The organism is Limosilactobacillus reuteri (assembly GCF_002254085.1).
Classification (GTDB): domain Bacteria; phylum Bacillota; class Bacilli; order Lactobacillales; family Lactobacillaceae; genus Limosilactobacillus; species Limosilactobacillus reuteri_K.
In genome coordinates this window covers 87,903-106,481 of record NZ_NGPY01000033.1, presented here as the reverse complement: position 1 = coordinate 106,481, position 18,579 = coordinate 87,903, and the positions used below count along the sequence as shown (strand labels likewise).

The 18,579-nt window shown below is 37.7% G+C and carries 17 protein-coding genes, 2 tRNA genes and 1 pseudogene; 16 read left to right on the top strand and 4 right to left on the bottom strand.

Features of this window, described 5'->3' with window-relative positions; genetic code table 11:
* The first annotated feature begins 37 nt into the window (after positions 1 to 37).
* Positions 38 to 1,339, top strand: coding sequence for a Fic family protein (locus CBG10_RS07105; protein ID WP_225361451.1), 1,302 nt, complete (start codon positions 38 to 40; stop codon positions 1,337 to 1,339).
* A 42-nt stretch (positions 1,340 to 1,381) separates the two neighbouring features.
* Here the strand turns inward: CBG10_RS07105 and CBG10_RS07100 are convergent.
* Positions 1,382 to 1,454: transfer RNA gene (locus CBG10_RS07100), tRNA-Lys, on the bottom strand.
* A gap of 149 nt (positions 1,455 to 1,603) precedes the next feature.
* On the opposite strand from CBG10_RS07100, the gene CBG10_RS07095 reads away from it, so the two are divergent.
* Both CBG10_RS07095 and CBG10_RS07090 read left to right on the top strand, forming a co-directional pair.
* Positions 1,604 to 2,038, top strand: a complete 435-nt coding sequence (locus CBG10_RS07095; RefSeq protein ID WP_094512127.1) for a MarR family winged helix-turn-helix transcriptional regulator — start codon at positions 1,604 to 1,606, stop codon at positions 2,036 to 2,038.
* Between the two features lie 87 nt (positions 2,039 to 2,125).
* Positions 2,126 to 3,820: pseudogene (locus tag CBG10_RS07090) on the top strand (ABC transporter ATP-binding protein).
* Between the two features lie 95 nt (positions 3,821 to 3,915).
* On the opposite strand, the gene CBG10_RS07085 reads toward CBG10_RS07090, so the two are convergent.
* Positions 3,916 to 3,988 (bottom strand) — tRNA-Lys (locus CBG10_RS07085).
* Positions 3,989 to 4,163: 175 nt separating this feature from the next.
* On the opposite strand from CBG10_RS07085, the gene yycF reads away from it, so the two are divergent.
* From yycF to CBG10_RS07020, 13 genes are all read left to right on the top strand, one after another.
* Complete coding sequence (gene yycF / locus CBG10_RS07080) at positions 4,164 to 4,871, top strand: response regulator YycF (protein ID WP_029507856.1); 708 nt, start codon at positions 4,164 to 4,166, stop codon at positions 4,869 to 4,871.
* 13 nt (positions 4,872 to 4,884) lie between these two features.
* A complete protein-coding gene (walK, locus tag CBG10_RS07075; RefSeq protein WP_003665258.1) occupies positions 4,885 to 6,750 on the top strand; it encodes a cell wall metabolism sensor histidine kinase WalK in 1,866 nt (621 codons plus the stop codon).
* Positions 6,728 to 8,023 (top strand): YycH family regulatory protein, encoded by a 1,296-nt coding sequence (locus tag CBG10_RS07070; RefSeq protein ID WP_019251844.1) that lies wholly within the window; start codon positions 6,728 to 6,730, stop codon positions 8,021 to 8,023. Before walK ends, CBG10_RS07070 begins: the two co-directional genes overlap by 23 nt.
* 12 nt (positions 8,024 to 8,035) lie before the next feature.
* Positions 8,036 to 8,878, top strand: coding sequence for a two-component system regulatory protein YycI (locus CBG10_RS07065; protein WP_094503722.1), 843 nt, complete (start codon positions 8,036 to 8,038; stop codon positions 8,876 to 8,878).
* A gap of 17 nt (positions 8,879 to 8,895) precedes the next feature.
* Positions 8,896 to 9,702 carry an MBL fold metallo-hydrolase gene (locus tag CBG10_RS07060; protein WP_094501657.1) on the top strand — a complete coding sequence of 269 codons (807 nt, stop codon included), beginning with the start codon at positions 8,896 to 8,898 and terminating at the stop codon, positions 9,700 to 9,702.
* Positions 9,703 to 9,805: 103 nt separating this feature from the next.
* Entirely contained in the window at positions 9,806 to 11,083 is a 1,278-nt protein-coding gene (locus CBG10_RS07055) for a S1C family serine protease (protein WP_094503720.1), read from the top strand.
* Positions 11,084 to 11,311: 228 nt separating this feature from the next.
* On the top strand, positions 11,312 to 11,809 hold the full coding sequence (locus CBG10_RS07050) for a phosphatidylglycerophosphatase A family protein (RefSeq protein WP_011953352.1): 498 nt from the start codon (positions 11,312 to 11,314) through the stop codon (positions 11,807 to 11,809).
* A gap of 256 nt (positions 11,810 to 12,065) precedes the next feature.
* Entirely contained in the window at positions 12,066 to 12,230 is a 165-nt protein-coding gene (locus tag CBG10_RS07045; protein WP_225359314.1) for an ABC transporter substrate binding protein, read from the top strand.
* Positions 12,231 to 12,698: 468 nt separating this feature from the next.
* Positions 12,699 to 13,178, top strand: a complete 480-nt coding sequence (gene rlmH / locus CBG10_RS07040; protein ID WP_011953354.1) for a 23S rRNA (pseudouridine(1915)-N(3))-methyltransferase RlmH — start codon at positions 12,699 to 12,701, stop codon at positions 13,176 to 13,178.
* A gap of 143 nt (positions 13,179 to 13,321) precedes the next feature.
* On the top strand, positions 13,322 to 13,534 hold the full coding sequence (locus CBG10_RS07035) for a hypothetical protein (protein ID WP_094501663.1): 213 nt from the start codon (positions 13,322 to 13,324) through the stop codon (positions 13,532 to 13,534).
* 73 nt (positions 13,535 to 13,607) lie between these two features.
* A complete protein-coding gene (locus CBG10_RS07030; RefSeq protein ID WP_019251837.1) occupies positions 13,608 to 14,150 on the top strand; it encodes an NADPH-dependent FMN reductase in 543 nt (180 codons plus the stop codon).
* 218 nt (positions 14,151 to 14,368) lie between these two features.
* The gene (locus CBG10_RS07025) at positions 14,369 to 15,541 is read left to right on the top strand and encodes an iron-containing alcohol dehydrogenase (RefSeq protein WP_094508981.1); all 1,173 of its coding nucleotides are present in this window, start codon (positions 14,369 to 14,371) and stop codon (positions 15,539 to 15,541) included.
* 243 nt (positions 15,542 to 15,784) lie between these two features.
* The gene (locus CBG10_RS07020) at positions 15,785 to 16,648 is read left to right on the top strand and encodes a GRP family sugar transporter (RefSeq protein WP_003665279.1); all 864 of its coding nucleotides are present in this window, start codon (positions 15,785 to 15,787) and stop codon (positions 16,646 to 16,648) included.
* 114 nt (positions 16,649 to 16,762) lie between these two features.
* Here the strand turns inward: CBG10_RS07020 and CBG10_RS07015 are convergent, their stop codons facing one another.
* Both CBG10_RS07015 and CBG10_RS07010 read right to left on the bottom strand, forming a co-directional pair.
* Positions 16,763 to 17,539: a VOC family protein gene (locus tag CBG10_RS07015; protein WP_035156678.1), complete on the bottom strand. Its 777-nt coding sequence runs from the start codon at positions 17,537 to 17,539 to the stop codon at positions 16,763 to 16,765.
* A gap of 1 nt (position 17,540) precedes the next feature.
* Positions 17,541 to 18,353 (bottom strand): pyrroline-5-carboxylate reductase family protein, encoded by an 813-nt coding sequence (locus CBG10_RS07010; RefSeq protein WP_019251834.1) that lies wholly within the window; start codon positions 18,351 to 18,353, stop codon positions 17,541 to 17,543.
* Positions 18,354 to 18,579: the final 226 nt, after the last annotated feature.

Here is an 18,579-nt window from a genome sequence, read left to right as displayed (position 1 = left end):
AAAATAGCTTTTTAGCTTTAAGGAGGGAAGATAAATAATGAAATATATACCATTATCTAAATATAAGTATTTTATTGAAGATAAGACGAATGACCCGGCAGCAATTGAAAGTGAGTATCAGAGTCGACTGAACGGGTATACAAGCCAGAAGACAACTCTGTTTCCTCTTCTTAACTATCGCGATGGTGCACAGACAAGTAAATATCCAATTTTCTATCTTCCATTACCGGAAATTCAAAACCTGGCAGATCAGCTTAGGCGTAATTCTAATATGATTGAGGATATTTCTGTAACGCTTCCCCAAGTTGCGATTAATCAGTTTTTGAATTCATTATTACTCTCTGAAATTTTCTACACTAATGATATTGAAGGTGTAAAAACGAGTCGTGTTGAAATTAGTACTGTTATTCAGGAAAATAACCACCAAATAAATGGTGATGATCATATATCAAAGAAAAGGCTTGGTTCAACTATAAAAATGTACCAGCGCACACAATCAGGGAAAAAAGTTGAAATCAATGTTCTTCAAGACTATAGAAAAATCTATGATTCATTGTTAAAAGGCGAACTTAATGAAGATCGACTGCCTAACGGAAAAATATTTCGTGATAAGCTTCCTAATAGCGAAGTACTTTCGATCGGGGATGGCATTAAAACAGTTCATCGACCGCCAACCACGGAAACTGCAATCAAGAGTGCCCTTACAGCTTTAATTGAATATATGAATAATGATGATACCCCTTCAATATATAAAGCTCTTGTAACTCACTTTTTCTTTGAAAATACCCATCCGTTTCTTGATGGTAACGGTCGAATGGGGCGTTATCTTTTGTCGTCATATATTGCTAACAAATTTGATCGATTTACTGGCTTTTCTGTGGCTACTGCAATTCATAATAATGTTCAGCAATACTATAAGGTATTTAAGGATGCCGATAATGCGGAAAATAGAGCTGATTTAACATTTTTTATTCAAAAATTATTAATGATACTTGTTAGTCAGCAGGAAAAAGTAATTAAGATTTTGAGTCAATCTCGTGAAAAGCTTGATAAAGCCAATGAAATTATTAGTCAGTGGGTCAATGAACACCATCATCAATTAGCTACAACGTCTGATAGTTTGTATTGTAATATTCTATATCTTCTTGCACAATCAAAGCTATTTACTAACCAGTTAGATTTAGGAATTAAAGATAACGATATTATTGAAACTTTGAAGAAGAGTAATCGCCGTTATCCAATGACAAAGACTAAGGCAGCCATTGAAGAATTAGAAGCACTTGGCGCAATTGAAACTGTTTCGAAGCGTCCTAAACAACATGTAATTACAATTTTATAACAAAAAAAGACCACCGATTACTCGGTGGTCTTTTTTACATGATGGGCAGTCAGGGGATCGAACCCTGGACCCACGGATTAAGAGTCCGTTGCTCTGCCAGCTGAGCTAACTGCCCATGTCTTTGACAACATAGATAATAATATCAACTTCCGGTCATTTTCGCAAGTGTTTTTCTGAATTTATTTAATAAATTTTCAGATCTGTATTTTAATTAGATGTCTAATTGTTATAATTAACAATAAAATTAAAATTGGGAGTAATTTCATGGCATTAAAAAAAGATAAATTTGAGCAGATGAACCGTTTATTGCGGAACTATATGATTAACATGAAGCATTTTTATACTGAACTTGCCCCTGAATTAGATATAACTCCACAGCAAGCTCATACACTTTTTTATATAGAAAAACATGCTGGGCTTATTCAACGAGAACTAGGTGACCATTTCCATTTACGGAATGCTAGTGTTACCAGTATGGTGAAAAATCTTGAACGCGACGGGTATATTGTCCGGAAGGCGGATCAAGAGTCAGCACGAATTAAGCGTATTTTTCTTACCAAAAAAGGTGAAGAAAAAACTAATGAGGTTAAAGAAATATTTGATCAAGCTTATTTGCAGATTATTGCCCGCCTCGATGAAAGAGATATTGATGCAATAGTTAAAGGGATGACTAATATTAATAACAATCTAAAAAAGTAAGTTAGACTCTCGACAGTTAGATATCTATGTATTTAAATATTCATCATCATTAAAAGTTAGATGCTTAACTGTTAGGGGGCTTATGCTTTGAACAGAAATAAATTTAGTTTTCAAAGTTTCTTTAGTTTAATAAATCAATTACATCCGCAGTATATTAAGCTTTTTGTGGGAATCTTACTAGGTTTTATCTCCACGGGTGCTAACCTATTTGTTCCTCAACTAGCGCAAAAGCTAATTAATAATTTTAAGAGTATTAGTCCAACATTGGCAATTTTAACAGTTGTAATTTTTATAGCAGGATTAATTACAAGTGCGTTATCAGGGTTATTATTAGGAATTTTTGGTGAAAATGTTGTTTCTAAATTACGGAAACAATTGTGGCAAAAACTACTAAAAATACCTGTAAATATTTTGATGATGTTAAAACAGGTGAAATCAGTTCACGATTAGTTAATGATACGTCACAGGTGAAGGATTTACTTGCTTCAACATTACCAAATGCAATGACATCGCTTTTACAATTCGTTGGTGCACTGGTTATTATGTTAGCAATGGATTGGCGGATGACATTGTTGATGTTTGTGGCGGTTCCTTTAGTGATTTTAGTCATGCTACCAGTGATGAATCAGTCGCGTAAGATTGGTCGGGTTCGACAAGATGAATTAGCAAAATTTGCTAGTGATTTAACCGATGTATTGGGTGAGGTCCGATTAGTTAAGTCTTCAAACGGTGAAGAACATGAACTGGCAAAAGGAAATCGCCGCATCGACAATTTATATCATGTCGGGAGAAAAGAAGTGTTGATTAACTCAGTAACGCAACCAATTACAAAAGATTCTTGGTTACGGAGCAATTCGCGTTATGAATGGTGCCATGACAATGGGCGCCTTGGTTTCATTCTTAATGTATCTTTTTCAAATTATTAGTCCCATTGTTGTAATTAGTCAGCTCTTCAATAATATGGCAAAGACTAGCGGAGCCACGGAACGTATCCAACAAATTTTAGCTGAACCAGAAGAATTTGTTGCTGATAAAGCCGAAAAAGATATTGCGAGCGCACCATTGAAATTTGAGAATGTTGACTTTGCTTATGAGGAGGGTAAGCCAGTCTTACGAGATGTTAGTTTCGAAACCAAACCCAATGCAGTGGTAGCTTTTGCTGGCCCATCTGGTGGAGGAAAGTCAACTATTTTCTCATTGATTGAACGATTCTATCAGCCAACAGGTGGAAAAATTTTGATCGGTGAAGAGAATATCGAAAATGTAGACTTAGCCAAGTGGCGTGAACAAATTGGTCTCGTAAGTCAAGATGCCGCGGTAATGCCAGGAACTATTCGTGATAATTTAACTTATGGGTTACGAAGAGAAGTCTCGGATGAGGAACTTTGGGACGCGTTGAGAATGGCTTATGCAGATGGTTTTGTCAGTGAGATGGAAGATCAATTAGAAACCGAAATTGGTGAACGAGGGATCAAACTTTCTGGGGGACAACGGCAACGAATAGCGATTGCACGAGCTTTTCTCCGCGATCCAAAAATCTTAATGCTTGATGAAGCCACTGCTAGCTTGGATGCTGAATCGGAGGCGATGGTTCAAAAAGCATTGGGAGACTTAATGCAGGGAAGAACGACACTAGTAATTGCGCATCGCTTGAGTACGATTGTCGATGCCGATAAAATCTACTTTATCGAAAATGGAACAGTATCTGGTGCAGGAACCCATCAAGAATTATTAAAGACAACACCACTATATGCACAGTATGTTAAGGATCAGTTTAAATAAAAATAAAGACTGCGAAAGGACAAGATTTTCGCAGTCTTTATTTTAAGTATGAAAAAAGCGACTGAGATCAAATCCCAATCGCTGTAAACCTCTGATGGGCAGTCAGGGGATCGAACCCTGGACCCACGGATTAAGAGTCCGTTGCTCTGCCAGCTGAGCTAACTGCCCATATCCTTTAACAGAATACTTAAATATTTTAACCCGTTATTGATCAAATGTCAAATATTTTTCATAAGTTTTTAGAAAATATTTATGGAACTTTTCCCTGTGCTATAATAGAGGCACTGATATATAGCAGATTTAAAGTAATTAATCAATTAACCCAACGGAGGGAATCATTGATATGGCAAAGAAAATTTTAGTTGTTGATGATGAAAAACCAATTTCTGATATCATCAAATTTAACCTTGAAAAAGAAGGGTATGAAGTTGTCGTAGCTTATGATGGCGAAGCAGCTTTACAACAAGTTGAAGCAGAAAATCCTGATTTAATTATTCTCGACCTAATGCTACCGAAGATCGATGGACTTGAAGTGGCCAAGCGGGTGCGAGCTAAGCATACCATGCCGATTATTATGGTAACCGCTAAAGATTCAGAACTAGATAAAGTGCTAGGGCTTGAACTTGGGGCCGATGATTATGTTACTAAGCCATTCTCCAACCGCGAACTAGTAGCACGAGTAAAGGCTAATTTACGGCGTCAAGCAACTCTGAAGGCACCAGCAGAGGAAGAAAATAATACCGATATTCAAATTGGCGACCTTACGATTCATCCTGAAGCCTACACAGTAACTAAGCGGGGCGAAAATATTAATTTAACGCATCGTGAATTTGAGCTTCTCCATTATCTAGCTCAACATATTGGACAAGTCATTAACCGTGAACACCTTCTTCAAACTGTATGGGGTTATGACTATTTTGGAGATGTACGGACAGTTGATGTGACCGTTCGTCGACTTCGTGAAAAGATTGAAGATAACCCAAGTCACCCACAATGGTTAATTACCCGGCGTGGTGTTGGCTATTACCTAGCAAATCCTGATCAGAATTAGAGGCTGAACCATTGTGAACAGCAAGTTAAAATTTTATCAATCGATTCGCTTTAAAATCGCTCTCGTATTCGTGTTAATTTTGATGTTAACACTTGAATGCGTTGGGGCGGTTTTTGTGCGTCAATTAGAGCATCAAAACCTTAATACGTTTAAGCAAACCATTGAATTACCGTCTTACGTTGATAATTCTTTAGCAGAGCAGCTATCACGATCAAATACTAAAAAAGCAAACAAACAAATTAACCAAATCCTTTCAGAAGTTAATAACAATAACATTTCTGAAATCCGCGTGGTTGATAGTAAGAGTATTGTACGGGGAACAAGCAACGCTGATAATCGGAGTGCAATCGGTCAGAAAACAACTGACCAAGCAATCAAAGCAACCTTATTAAATAATAGGTCGCATACCGAAAATTTGTACGATAATTCAAATCACACGCGCTACTATGTCAATGTGATTCCCCTTGTGGATAACAGTAATAATAACGTTGTCGGAGCTGTTTACCTGCGAGCTAGTCTGGAAAGTGTCTACTCTAATATTAACAATATTACGTTGGTATACTTATCCGCGGCGATGATTACTATTGTCTTGAGTCTGATCTTGGCAATTATTATTTCCCAGGAAATTACCCGCCCAATTGAAGAAATGAGGAAACAAACATTACGAATTGCCCGGGGGGACTATTCTGGTCAAGTAAAAGTATTGGGAAATGACGAGTTAGGACAATTGGCAGGGGCAGTTAATAATCTTTCTGTCCGAGTTGAAGAGGCACAGGAGTCGAGCGATTCTGAGCGGCGGCGGCTTGATAGCATTTTATCCCATATGTCAGATGGGGTTTTAGCCACTGATCGGCGAGGGAATGTGACCATTGTAAATAATATGGCGTTACAGTTACTAGGTGTCGAAAATGAAGATGATTTAATTGGTAAGTCAATCATTGATGTGTTGGATATTCGTCATGACTATACCGTTCGGCAACTAGTAAATGGTGAACAGCGTGAGATGATTATTGATATGTCAAATTCTGGCAATAATTTGATCTTAAACGCCTATTTCTCACCAATTCAACGTGAATCTGGCTTTGTCAGTGGGCTTGTCTGTGTCCTTCATGACGTAACGAGTCAACAAAAAGAAGAACGGGAACGGAAGCAATTCGTTTCAAACGTCTCGCATGAGTTGCGGACTCCATTAACAAGTGTTAGAAGTTATGTCGAGGCATTAAGTGATGGTGCTTGGCAGGATAAAGAAATTGCCCCTCAGTTCTTAAAGGTTGTCCAGGATGAGACGGACCGGATGATTCGAATGATCAATGACCTGTTGAGTCTATCACGGATGGATGCAGGGACAACGAAGCTCAATCTGGAATACGTAAATATTAATGAGTTATTTAACTATATCTTGGATCGTTTCGATATGATTATTAAAAAAGAAGAAGATCCAAAAAAGAAAAAGTATACCATTGAACGATACTTTACTAAGAAAGATTTATGGGTTGAGATTGATACCGATAAGTTTACCCAGGTAATTGATAATATTATGAATAACGCGATTAAGTATTCTCCAGATGGTGGTGTAATTACAACCCGCTTACTGGAGACGCATAATCATGTTATTTTAAGTATTTCTGACCAAGGTTTAGGGATTCCACGAAAAGATCTTGGACGTATCTTTGATCGATTCTTTCGCGTTGATAAGGCAAGAAGCCGGAAGCAAGGGGGAACAGGTCTGGGACTAGCTATTTCCAAGGAAGTTATCAATATGCTTGGTGGACAAATTTGGGTTGATAGTGTAGAAGGCAAGGGTTCAACATTCTATATTTCCTTGCCATATGTACCTTATGAGGAGGAAGACTGGGATGATGAAGAAGCTGAAAAGTAATTGGCAAGCAATCGCCTTAACGGTTGTTGTGCTTCTTAGTTTATTCATTTCATGGATTGTCTGGACCAACCCATTTCCTTTTGAGGGAGCACGACACGAAAATTTCAATAATAAACAATCTCAACAATATACGCCGCAATCAATGGGAGATGTTTATCTTCCAACTAAAGCAGTTGAGACAAATGAAAAAGGAACTCAGAATCAACTTTATAGCCCTAAAGCTAATTTAATTCTGAGCGTAAAAAAAGAGTTAGAGGATTGGAAATTAGGCCGGACAAATGTTGTCAAACAAAATAATAGTGATGTTTATTTGAGTTATTTGCGACGGCGGAACTCGTTAATGCTGACATATCCTGATGAGGTACCAAGCTCAGTCTTCAACGAAACATTTTCCCAGTCAATTGATACTGACCGAGTTAATCAGATTGACCATATTGTTATCCCATTAAATGGGCAACATGAGATTTACTTACTTGGTGACCACCATTATAGTGTGTATCAAGTACGGGTAGAGAAAGGAAAATTTAATCGCATTCGGCAACTCTTAAAGTCAATGGATCGGACCCCGGTTGACCATAAAATTATTAACGGAGTAGCGGTAATGATGTATCCGCGATCCTTTGAATTACCAGCATTAGGGTACCAAATCACTGCGCAAAACATTGATACCCTTAGTGCTAGTCTAATGAGTACTAACCAACACACAACAATTACGGCAAATCGGAATGGCAACGAGACTACCTATACGGATGGAACCAATCGTCGGCTGATATTTAATCGCCAAAATGGAACGCTTAAATACGAAAACTACCTTAGTAAGGACGATCGGGAATCAACAAGCCAGATTTTCCCACACTTCTATAATAAGTTGACGACAATTGGAATTCCGCTTGATAATTTGCGCTATGATGAGGTGAGTGAGCATGGTCGTCGGTTAAATTATCGGGCTTATGTTAATAGCTTTCCAATTTTCAATAGTGATGGTTATGGGGAAGTAACGCTTGAATCCACAAGTGGCGGGAATGAACGCTTCTGGCTAAGTCTTTATAGTCTTCAAGTGCCATTGCCAATTGATCACCAGATGGTCAAGCTCCCATCAAGTGCAGATGTGATTAATCAATTACATGGAACCAACCGGATGCGTGACATCAAGGACTTGCGTGTCGGATACATTTGGAAAACTGATAAAGATAGTCATGTTGTAAAGTTAGTGCCAACATATTTCATTAAGTATCGCGGCCACTGGGTTGAATATACCGAGTTAGAAAAGTAGGAGGGTTAAAGAATGAATTTTAAACGTATTCAATGGATCTTTATCCTTGCCTTTTTGCTTTTTGATATTTTTGTTGGAAGTTCATTAATCTTAGAAACTAAATTTACCGTTTCTAATGGTCAGCAAAATCGCCAATCAACAGTGTTAAAAGAAATGCGCAATGACTCGATTAGTTATGGCGACCTTTCTAACAAACAGCAAACCGGATATTATATTGCTGGGAAAAAATCATCGGATGGTGGAATCTTAGAACAGGAAGCCGGGAAATTACGTAATCAAAATTTTCGTCTATCTTCAGGAACACTGACTAGTGAGTTTGATAAGCCAATTAAAACGACTAAAAATAATGATATTCGGCGTGTCGACCAGCTGTTAAAAAATAAAAAGATGGTAAGTTTGGGAAATCATTATCGTTATAACAAGGAATTATCGGACAAAAATACCCTTGTTTATACGCAAATGCTAGAAGGAAAGCCGCTATTTTCAAATGATGGGCAAATTCGTTTTCGGATAAACTCTGACCATGAGATAACAGGTTATACGCAGACTTATTTGCAAGATGTTGAAATTCTCCGGCAACGGTCAAATACGATTAGCCAGCGCCGAGCAATTACCTGGTTGTATAAACATAATCAGATTCCTAATAACTCCCGCATTAGGTGGTCGGTGCTCAGTTATTCTAAGCTCCTTAACACTACTACTGATGATAAAGCAGTCTATGTGCCAACGTGGACTGTTGAAATCAAAACTAAAAACTCAGGAGCAATTCAACAATTACAAGTTAACGCATTTAATAGTACAGTTATGAAGGAAACGCCAGATAGTGTGAATACGAACTCGTTAAATAATAAGTAATTGAGGAGGAACTTTAAGTGACAGAAACGGATCCATTACGTTATAGTGTACTTGCGAGCGGGAGTACTGGGAATGTAACTTATTTGGAAACGCGCAACCACCGAATCTTAATTGATGCTGGTTTAAGTGGAAAGCGAATTGAAAATTTAATGAAGAAGATTGATCGATCATTAAAGGATGTCGATGCAATTTTTGTAACACATGAACACAGTGATCATACGCATGGTGTTGGTGTCTTGGCACGCCGTTATGGGATGGATGTTTATGCCAATGAAGGTACCTGGCAGGCAATGGCTAATAAAGTTGGTAAAATCCCATTAGCACAAAAACATATTATTGCACCAAATACTGTTAAGGACTTGGGAGATATGGATATTGAAAGTTTTGCTGTATCCCATGACGCGGCGCAACCACAATTTTACCAAGTTCATCACAGTAATAAGACTTTCTGTATTATTACGGATACTGGTTATGTTTCTGATCGAGTTGCGGGAACTATTCGAAATGCAGATGCTTATGTAATGGAATGCAATCATGATACAGAAATGCTGCGGATGGGTCCTTATTCATGGCCATTAAAACAGCGGATCTTGGGAGATGAGGGCCACCTTTCCAATGAAGAAGGTGCGGATGCATTGATGAGTGTTGTTGGCCGACGAACCAAAGAGATTTTCCTTGGTCACCGTAGTCAACATAACAACATGCGCTCGCTAGCCCATTTAACAGTTGCAAGTTTGATGGAGCAGCATGACTTTGGCGTCGATCATGATTTTAAATTGCAAGATGCTGAACCAGAAGAACCAAGCAAGCTAATGACGTTATAATAAAGGAAATATCACGGTTTTTATCGACTTTATTCAATGATTTTTCATATTTAAATTGTAATTTGAAGATAGTGATTCTTTAACTTAGTGGAGGGTTTAATTGATGAATAGGATAAAACAAGCTTTTAAAGATCGTTTGTGGCTAGGCGTAATTGTTGTCGGCTTATTTGCTGGTCTTATTGGTGGTGGAATTGCCTTAGGAATTAATAACCTGGTACAACACCATGAAGAAGTAACAAGTACACGAGTTCCAGCTGGATCTAATAAGTCTGGTGGTACGAAGGTTAATAAGAATAAGGCCGACTTAAACGGAGAGGCATCCCAAGCTTATAAGTCCGTTCAAGGAGCCGTTGTTAGTGTTATCAATAAACAAAAAGTTCAGCAATCAAGTGGGACGCTAGGAATTTTTGGTTATGGCAACAGTAGTAACGGCAGCAGCAGTGATTCGTCTAGCGATAATAAATTAGAAACCGCTAGTGAAGGATCGGGAGTTATTTACAAGAAGAGTGGCAATTCGGCTTATGTTGTAACTAATAACCACGTTGTCAAAGGTTCAAACGCGCTCCAAGTAATTCTAAGCAATGGTAAAAAAGTTAACGCTGATTTAGTTGGGGCTGATTCTGCAACCGACTTAGCTGTATTGAAGATTAACGCTGCAAATGTTAAAACAGTTGCGTCCTTTGGTAACTCTAATTCGATTGTTCCTGGTCAGGATGTGCTAGCAATTGGTTCACCAATGGGAAGTGAATATGCTAATACAGTAACGAAAGGAATTATTTCTGCAAAAGATCGGACATTAAAAGCCGGTACTGATGGAACTTTGACATCGGTTATCCAAACAGACGCCGCTATTAACTCTGGTAATTCAGGTGGTCCATTAATTAATATGGCAGGTCAAGTTATCGGAATTAATTCAATGAAACTTGCTTCTGATACACAAGGCTCTTCAGTTGAAGGAATTGGTTTTGCCATTCCAAGTAATGAAGTTGTGACAATTATTAACCAGTTGATTAAGAATGGTAAAATAACTCGTCCATCACTCGGAATTAGTATGGTGGATCTTAGTAATGTTACTTCTGATCAACAGCAATCAGTCTTAAAACTACCAACAAGCGTAAGCAAAGGGGTAGTGATTATGGATGTGAATAGTGGTTCAGTTGCTGATACTGCTGGATTGAAAAAATATGATGTCATTACAAAACTTGGTGACACTCAAATTACAGATGCGGGTTCATTAAAGGCAGCCTTATATAAATACAAGGTTGGACAAAACGCTAAAGTCACTTACTACCGTGATGGTCAACAACACACCGCAACCTTGCATCTAACAAAGAGTGCTGATACAACGTCAACTGATGACTCCCAACAAGATAATAATTAATGAATTGGGACTGTGACATAAGCCAAATTACTTTCATAAAAGACAAATGACGCAGTACACCAATGGCCTCCAATGCCCGGTAAAACCGAACGTTGGAGGCCTATTGTTGCTTGCGGGGGCTCGAAAAGCGAAGTCACGAGTGACTTCTGTCTCGCTCCCTTTTCATTAAAAGCCTCTTAATTAAAAGGGGTATAATATTAGTTATCAATATAAAGGATGGTGGGTAAAATGAATAATCCACGGTTTAAATACCCAGATACAAAGGCATATGAATTTGTAGTACATCGTTTAGAAGAACGCGGAGTAAACTTAGAAGAGCTTGCGAAGATTGTGTATGAGACACAAAAGGGCTTTGAACCAGATTTGACGTTGGAAATATGTCAAAAATTTTTAATTGATACGATGCATAAGCGTGAATTATTAAATAGTGCAATGGTAGCACTTGAACTTGATCGGTTAACCGAAGAAGGAAAAGTAGATGAACCTTTAGCAGGTATTATAAGAAATGATGCTGGGGTGTTTGGGGTAGATGAAACCCTAGCTTTACAAATTGCTAATATTTATGGAACAATTGGCACGACAAACTTCGGTTACTTTGACCGGGTTAAGAGTGGGATTATTGCCAAGTTTGACCATGATAAGGTTCATGTAAATACATTTATTGATGATATTCTTGCGGCGATTGTGGCGGCTGTTTGTGGAAAGATTGCCCACCAGTACGCTTGATTAAAAATTAAATACTTTTATCATTAAAAGGAACATAATTTGTTTAGAGGAGTAAAGCAAATGAGTTATCAAACTTTACAATTAAATCATAGTTAGCAAAGCCGATAACTCAGGGAAGCTGTAGTACAGATATGACCTGGATTTATTCACAGATTATATCTGTACTGGCTGCTTTATCATGTACAAATAAGGCCTGTACGGATTTCAAGTACAGGCTTTTTCCATTCCACTGGATAAATAGTGGAAGTGCCGAAAAATGGCAGCCCGTATTTTGAAAGGTGAAAGACCAGGGCAGATGGCTGTTAATAATTACCATCAGGGAGAACCGGTTCTTAATTTAAAGCAGGCTTGTAAATTAGGGATAAAAGTTCCAGCAGATTTTCAACGAGAAGCAGAACAACACGGAACAGTCTTTAAGTAAGACAGTGGGAAATTTCCGAATAATAAGAAAAATTAAAGAAGATAATATTCGCTAGGTGACATTCCGTTGTATATTTACCACAGATTGTGTTGTAAATCGTTAGAAATACGTTAAAATAGTAATGTGAAATTGCTTGTGGATAAGTCGGTGGATAACTACTAGTAAATTTAAATTAATTTTATAAATGTTGGTGTATCAATAAAATTTGTTGTTCAAAACTTATCCACAAGTTGAATGTGCGCTTGTGGATAAGTGGAATTCTGTGGATTGCTTAATCGGTAATGCTTACGGGCGCAAGGGATAAAAGGGTTGTGGCTGAACGACTGTTCTTGTAGATAACTGTGGATAAGTGTTTTTTAAGAAAACGCTTTTTCGATAAAAAATTAACCGAACATTCGGGAAAAGTAGAAAAAATAATACTGGCCTGTGGATAACTTTGTGGATAAACTGTGGAAGGTAGTGGATATCTTGAATATAAAAATTATTGGTGTGGGTAAGCTAAAAGAAAAGTATTTTAAAGCGGGAATTGCGGAATATGCTAAAAGACTTGGACGTTATTGCAAATTTGAAATTGTTGAAGTTCCTGATGAAAAAGCACCTGAATCTTTAAGCCAGGCAGAAATGGATGAAGTAATGGCAAAAGAAGGGGAACGAATTCTTGATAAAATCAAAGATCGTGAATATGTATATGCTTTAGCGATTAAGGGTAAAGAGCGATCTTCTGAAGAGTTCGCAAAAGAGATCAATAAATTAACAACTTATGGTCACAGTGATATTACTTTTGTGATCGGGGGGTCGTTAGGCTTAAGTCCAGCAGTATTAAAACGAGCAGATGCACAAATCTCGTTTGGACGTTTTACCTTGCCTCATCAATTAATGCGTTTGGTTTTAAGCGAACAAATTTATCGTGCTTTTACCATTATTAACGGGCTTCCATATCATAAATAAAGAATTTCTTGAGTTTTGGCTAGATTATTATTTATTGTTGTTGGCGATGGTATAGTATTAATTATGAAGTGTAATGGCATAAAAATTAAAGGGTTTGATTTAAGATAGGCATACGAGGTTCTCAAATAATTCTTTTAGGGGTAATAGCTAGCTTATGCATTTTTATGATGCAAGGAAAAGCAAGTGCAAGGATAGTGAATGAATCACGACTAACATTACCTAATGAAAAAAGAATTGAGCATGATGAATTTGAACGTTACCAGTTTCGGGCAAAACAATTACGAACTTGGTGGCAATTCAAGAGACCGAAATATAAAATTGATTGGTCATTTTATCATAAGAAACGAGGATACTGAGATTAGCTCAGGTCCTCGTTTTTCTTTCACCTTTACAAAAAAGCTATTAAAATGAAGGTATTAAAAGGAGGCAATGATAATGAAAAAAGTTGGGATTATTGTCGGCAGCGTTCGTCCAAATCGGCGGAGCATGCAAGTAGCAAATTGGTTAAAAGTTCAATTAAAGAAAAGTACAAAAGTGCAATTTGACATCATCGACCTAAAAGAAGTTAATTTACCAATGATGGATGAACCTAAAATTCCTTATTTGGGCTTATATGTTCACGAAAAAACGCGTAAATGGAGTGAATTAGTTCAAAGCTATGATGGTTTTGTGTTTGTTTTTCCACAATACAATTGGGGCTATCCAGCAGTTTTGAAGAATGCCATTGATTACTTAGGAAAAGAATGGCAAGGAAAGCCGGTTAGTTTAGTAACATTCGGTGGACATGGCGGCTCGCAAGCACAAATTGCAATGAAATTAGTCGTAACCGGCTTAAAGATGGCGGCTCTTCCTGTTGATTTACAAATTAACTTGCTGCCAGATGATTCAACTGCGACCGCTGATCGGAAGTTGAATACTTATAATACGCAAGCAGCGTTATTAAAGACTGCCTTTGAAAATGAATTAAGCTAGTTTGTGATTAAAGTAGCAAATTATTGTGGAACACTAATAGAAAATTGGTTCAGTTTGTGAAAATCATGACAAACATCGTGATATTGTAGCAGATTAGGCAAGATTATTATTATAAATTAGGCGATAATGAATAAAAAATCAAAATGTTTCTATTGCAAAAATAAAGCGCTTGCATGATAATGGAATCGTATTCAAATGCCATGAGGAGGGTGTTTTTAATGAATAGACAATTTGATTTCTTAATGCCAAGCGTTAACTTCTTTGGTCCTGGTGTTATTGCTAAAATTGGTGATCGTGCAAAGATGCTCAATATGCACAAGCCATTGATTGTTACTACTGAAGGTTTATCCAAGATTGACAATGGTCCTGTAAAGCAAACCATTGCTTCATTGGAAAAGGCTGGCGTTGACTATGCCGTATTTACTGGCGCTGAACCTAACCCTAAGATCCGGAACGTTCAAGCTGGTAAAAAGATGTACCAAGATGAAAATTGTGACTCAATCATCACCGTTGGTGGGGGTTCTGCTCACGACTGTGGTAAAGGTATCGGAATTGTTTTGACTAACGGTGATGATATTTCCAAACTTGCTGGAATTGAAACATTAAAGAATCCACTTCCACCATTAATGGCTGTTAATACTACTGCCGGAACTGGTTCTGAATTAACTCGTCATGCTGTTATTACTAACGAAAAGACTCATTTGAAGTTTGTTGTTGTTTCATGGCGTAACATTCCATTGGTATCATTCAACGATCCAATGTTGATGCTTGATATTCCAAAAGACATTACTGCTGCTACTGGTTGTGATGCGTTTGTTCAAGCTATTGAACCATACGTTTCTGTTGACCATAACCCAATTACTGATAGTCAATGTAAAGAGGCTATTCAATTGATTCAAACTGCTTTACCAGAAGTAGTTGCTAATGGTCACAATATTGAAGCACGGACTAAGATGGTTGAAGCTGAAATGCTTGCTGGAATGGCCTTCAATAATGCCAACTTAGGTTATGTTCACGCGATGGCTCACCAACTCGGTGGTCAATATGATGCTCCTCATGGTGTTTGCTGTGCCTTGCTCTTGACCACTGTTGAAGAATATAACTTAATCGCATGTCCAGAACGGTTTGCTGAATTGGCTAAGGTAATGGGCTTTGATACTACTGGTCTTGCCCTTTACGAAGCCGCTCAAAAGTCAATTGACGGTATGCGTGAAATGTGCCGGCTTGTTGGTATTCCATCATCAATCAAGGAAATCGGTGCTAAGCCAGAAGACTTTGAAATGATGGCTAAGAATGCCCTCAAGGATGGTAATGCCTTCTCTAACCCACGTAAGGGTACTGTTGAAGATATTGTAAAGCTTTATCAAAAGGCTTACGATGGCATCTACTAATAATTAAATAAACACAAAGAGGCTGGAAATCAGCTCAGTCTCTTTACTGTTTTACGTATTAAACTGCCAGCCAACCTTACGGAGGTGGGACTATGAACTAGCCAAGCTAATTCTGTCCCCCTCTTTTTTTGTCTACTTTTAATTCTTAATATTTTGAATTTTTTTCACAAAGTTACTTGCAAGCGCATTCTTTTGAAACTATAATAAAAATTATTCTAAGAGAGAATAAGAGGAAAAGAGAAAATGATATATTTACTTGCTTTAATTCCAGCAATTGGTTGGGGTGCGATGCCATTAATTACTGGTAAAATTGGTGGTTCACCAGTTAATCAAATGTTTGGAATCGGTGCTGGAGCTTCAATTGTGGGAATTATTGCATATTTGATAACAAAACCAACCGTCAGTGTAACTGCTTTTTGGTTCTCGCTAGCGATCGGTTGTTTATGGACAATTGGACAGGTTGGTCAGTTCATCTCGTTTAAACATATGGGAGTTTCAAATACGATGCCCCTTTCTTCAGCATTTGTGTTAGTTATGACGTCGTTTGTCGGCATCTTTTTCTTTGATGAATGGCAAGGAGCCAGAGCATTAAGTATTGGGTTGACAGCGTGTGTAGTTGTAATTATTGGGGCTGTTTTAACCTCGATTTCGGACGGAACATCGGATAAAAAGGTTTCGACTAAGTGGGTATTATTTTTATTAGTAACAACAATTGGTTACTGTGCTTATTCGATTTTTCCTAAAATGCCACAGGTTGCTCATGAAAGTAGTCAGGGTATTTTCCTACCAGAAGTATTAGGAATTTTACTTGGTTCAGTAATTTATACTATTTGTTCGGGTAACGCTAAAGCATTTAAGCAAAAAGAACAATACTTAAATATTTTAGGAGGACTTTCATGGGGGATTGGTAACTTTGCCTATGTTTTTGTTGGTAAAGCTCTTGGAGTAGTGACTGCTTCAATTTTTGGTCAAATGAATGTTATTATTTCAACATTTGGTGGTATCCTACTTTTGCATGAAACCAAGACCAAGCGAGAAATGATATATACAGTAGTTGGAATTATCCTAATTGTAATTGGTAGTATTTTAACAGTAATTGCTAATTAATTATTGAAGATTTTAGGTAATATCAATAAATGAGAGAGGAAACGCGCAAAATCAGCTTTTTAACCGATTTTACGCGTTTTTTTAGTCTTATATTATTTCCCAGGTTATATTGTGCTATTTCTTATCAAGTAGATCAAACCTAATTTGTCCAAGTTGGAGTTTTTCAGGTTGCTTTGCGCCGTGAAAGATAAGTTTAAATAATCGGTTTTCAACGCCAGCCGTGAAGACAAGTTGCTTATTTCCAATATTGATTGTATAGGTATCACCCTCGCTCACTACTTCTGCTTGTAAGAGGGCTGACCATTGCTTAGCTGCTTCTTCTGGGTCGCTAACATTAAAGATAGCTTGTTTAACAAAGAGGTCGCCAGCTGGGTGGAATTTGATTAATCCCTGTTTCTTTAGGTCTTCGCGACGTTTATCATCATCTTCACTCCATTGAATAAAGAATGGGGCAGGCAAATGATTAACAAGTTCGTCATCAACATAGAAAATCTTCCATTGAATGAGTTTGCCAGCAGGATCAACCCGTTTTCCATCAGTAATATCACCGACATTAAGGCCCAGTCCCTTTAATCGCCGGTGGGTTTCTTCGATGTTATCAGTCCGAATAGCAATTGTTGTGATTCGCTGAATGCCAGCAAAATAATCCTCAACAGCATCATGAATTGCTGAGTTGTTTTCATATGGAAATGCCTTAGCTTTTTCCTTATTGGCGACTGTTAAGAGTTCAATATAGTTAAGCCCAAAATAATCTAGTGCGTTTTTTGTTCCCCAATATTCATGATGACCACCAGGGGTAAAGGCTAGCCCTTTAGAGTTAAAATAATCAATTGCATCTTGCAGATTAGTTACATCGACCATTGTATGATCCCAATTTAACGTTTCTGTCATTTTAATCACCCTTATTCTGTTTGCCTAATTCCTTTGTTCGTTTAACAGCAGCAAGGACAGCATTTTCGATTCCGGCTGAAAAAGAGCTTTTGTCTAACTCGTGCTGAGCTGTGATCCCCACTCCGCCAGCAGAATTATTAATATCAAGTAATTCGGCAGGATGTTTACCACTTTGTTCTACAAATGCAGCGGCTGCGCGTAAATTCTCAAGAGCAAGTTTGTTTGCTTGTTGGCGAGGCATTCCGGCAAGCACGCCTGCGTTTGTAAAACTAATTAGAAAGTTATAGATATAGTTTGGTCCGGCCACGCCATATCCAGTAAATACATCTAGCAAGGATTCATCAATGTAATCGACTTTTCCAAAACTATTTAGAAAGTCTTCAATGACAGTTTGATTAGCTCGATCGTTTTTAACGACACCGCTATAACCCATGGCAACATCAGTCAAAGTATTGGGGATGATCCGCGTAATTGCAAAAAGATCTTCTTGTGATGAAAGTTGCGCAACTGTTACGCCAGCAATAATTGAAAGCACGTCCTTTTGGTAGTGGTGGGCGACAAGTTCTTTCATGATTTCTTGCCAGTTATCTTGTGGACGCACTCCCAGAATAACAAGGTCAGCATTCTCAACGGCCGTCCAATCGGGGCGTTGACTTGCTTGAATATGATAAGTATCAGTCAAATAATTAACTCGATCGCTCGAAATATCTGTTACGCCGGCTGTTTCGGGAGTGATTACTCCTTTCTTCAGTGCAGCCCGCAGCATTGCTTCCACCATTTGACCACCACCAAATGAGTAAATCTTAAGTGTCATTGAAACATCATCCTTTCTATATGTACCTAACCTAATCGTAGCGTATTTCAAACTAAGACGCTAATTTAAACACTTCTTTCAAAAAAATAAATTCACAAATTGGTCTACTTGAAATTAAATTAACAAGAAAGCGTTTGCTGTATAATAAAATTGTTAGTTAGAAATATAATAAAAGGGCTTTTATTTGTTAAAAAACAAACTTTTTAATATGAGATAATTGGATTTT

Coding starts and splice junctions, on each gene's coding strand:
- CBG10_RS07105 (WP_225361451.1), top strand. CDS start 38: ATGAAATATATACCATTATCTAAATATAAGTATTTTATTGAAGATAAG.
- CBG10_RS07015 (WP_035156678.1), bottom strand. CDS start 17,539: ATGACAGAAACGTTAAATTGGGATCATACAATGGTCGATGTAACTAAT.
- CBG10_RS07070 (WP_019251844.1), top strand. CDS start 6,728: ATGATGAAGAAGCTGAAAAGTAATTGGCAAGCAATCGCCTTAACGGTT.
- CBG10_RS07020 (WP_003665279.1), top strand. CDS start 15,785: ATGATATATTTACTTGCTTTAATTCCAGCAATTGGTTGGGGTGCGATG.
- CBG10_RS07025 (WP_094508981.1), top strand. CDS start 14,369: ATGAATAGACAATTTGATTTCTTAATGCCAAGCGTTAACTTCTTTGGT.
- CBG10_RS07030 (WP_019251837.1), top strand. CDS start 13,608: ATGATAATGAAAAAAGTTGGGATTATTGTCGGCAGCGTTCGTCCAAAT.
- CBG10_RS07055 (WP_094503720.1), top strand. CDS start 9,806: ATGAATAGGATAAAACAAGCTTTTAAAGATCGTTTGTGGCTAGGCGTA.
- CBG10_RS07045 (WP_225359314.1), top strand. CDS start 12,066: ATGGCAGCCCGTATTTTGAAAGGTGAAAGACCAGGGCAGATGGCTGTT.
- CBG10_RS07065 (WP_094503722.1), top strand. CDS start 8,036: ATGAATTTTAAACGTATTCAATGGATCTTTATCCTTGCCTTTTTGCTT.
- yycF (WP_029507856.1), top strand. CDS start 4,164: ATGGCAAAGAAAATTTTAGTTGTTGATGATGAAAAACCAATTTCTGAT.
- CBG10_RS07095 (WP_094512127.1), top strand. CDS start 1,604: ATGGCATTAAAAAAAGATAAATTTGAGCAGATGAACCGTTTATTGCGG.
- CBG10_RS07010 (WP_019251834.1), bottom strand. CDS start 18,353: ATGACACTTAAGATTTACTCATTTGGTGGTGGTCAAATGGTGGAAGCA.
- CBG10_RS07050 (WP_011953352.1), top strand. CDS start 11,312: ATGAATAATCCACGGTTTAAATACCCAGATACAAAGGCATATGAATTT.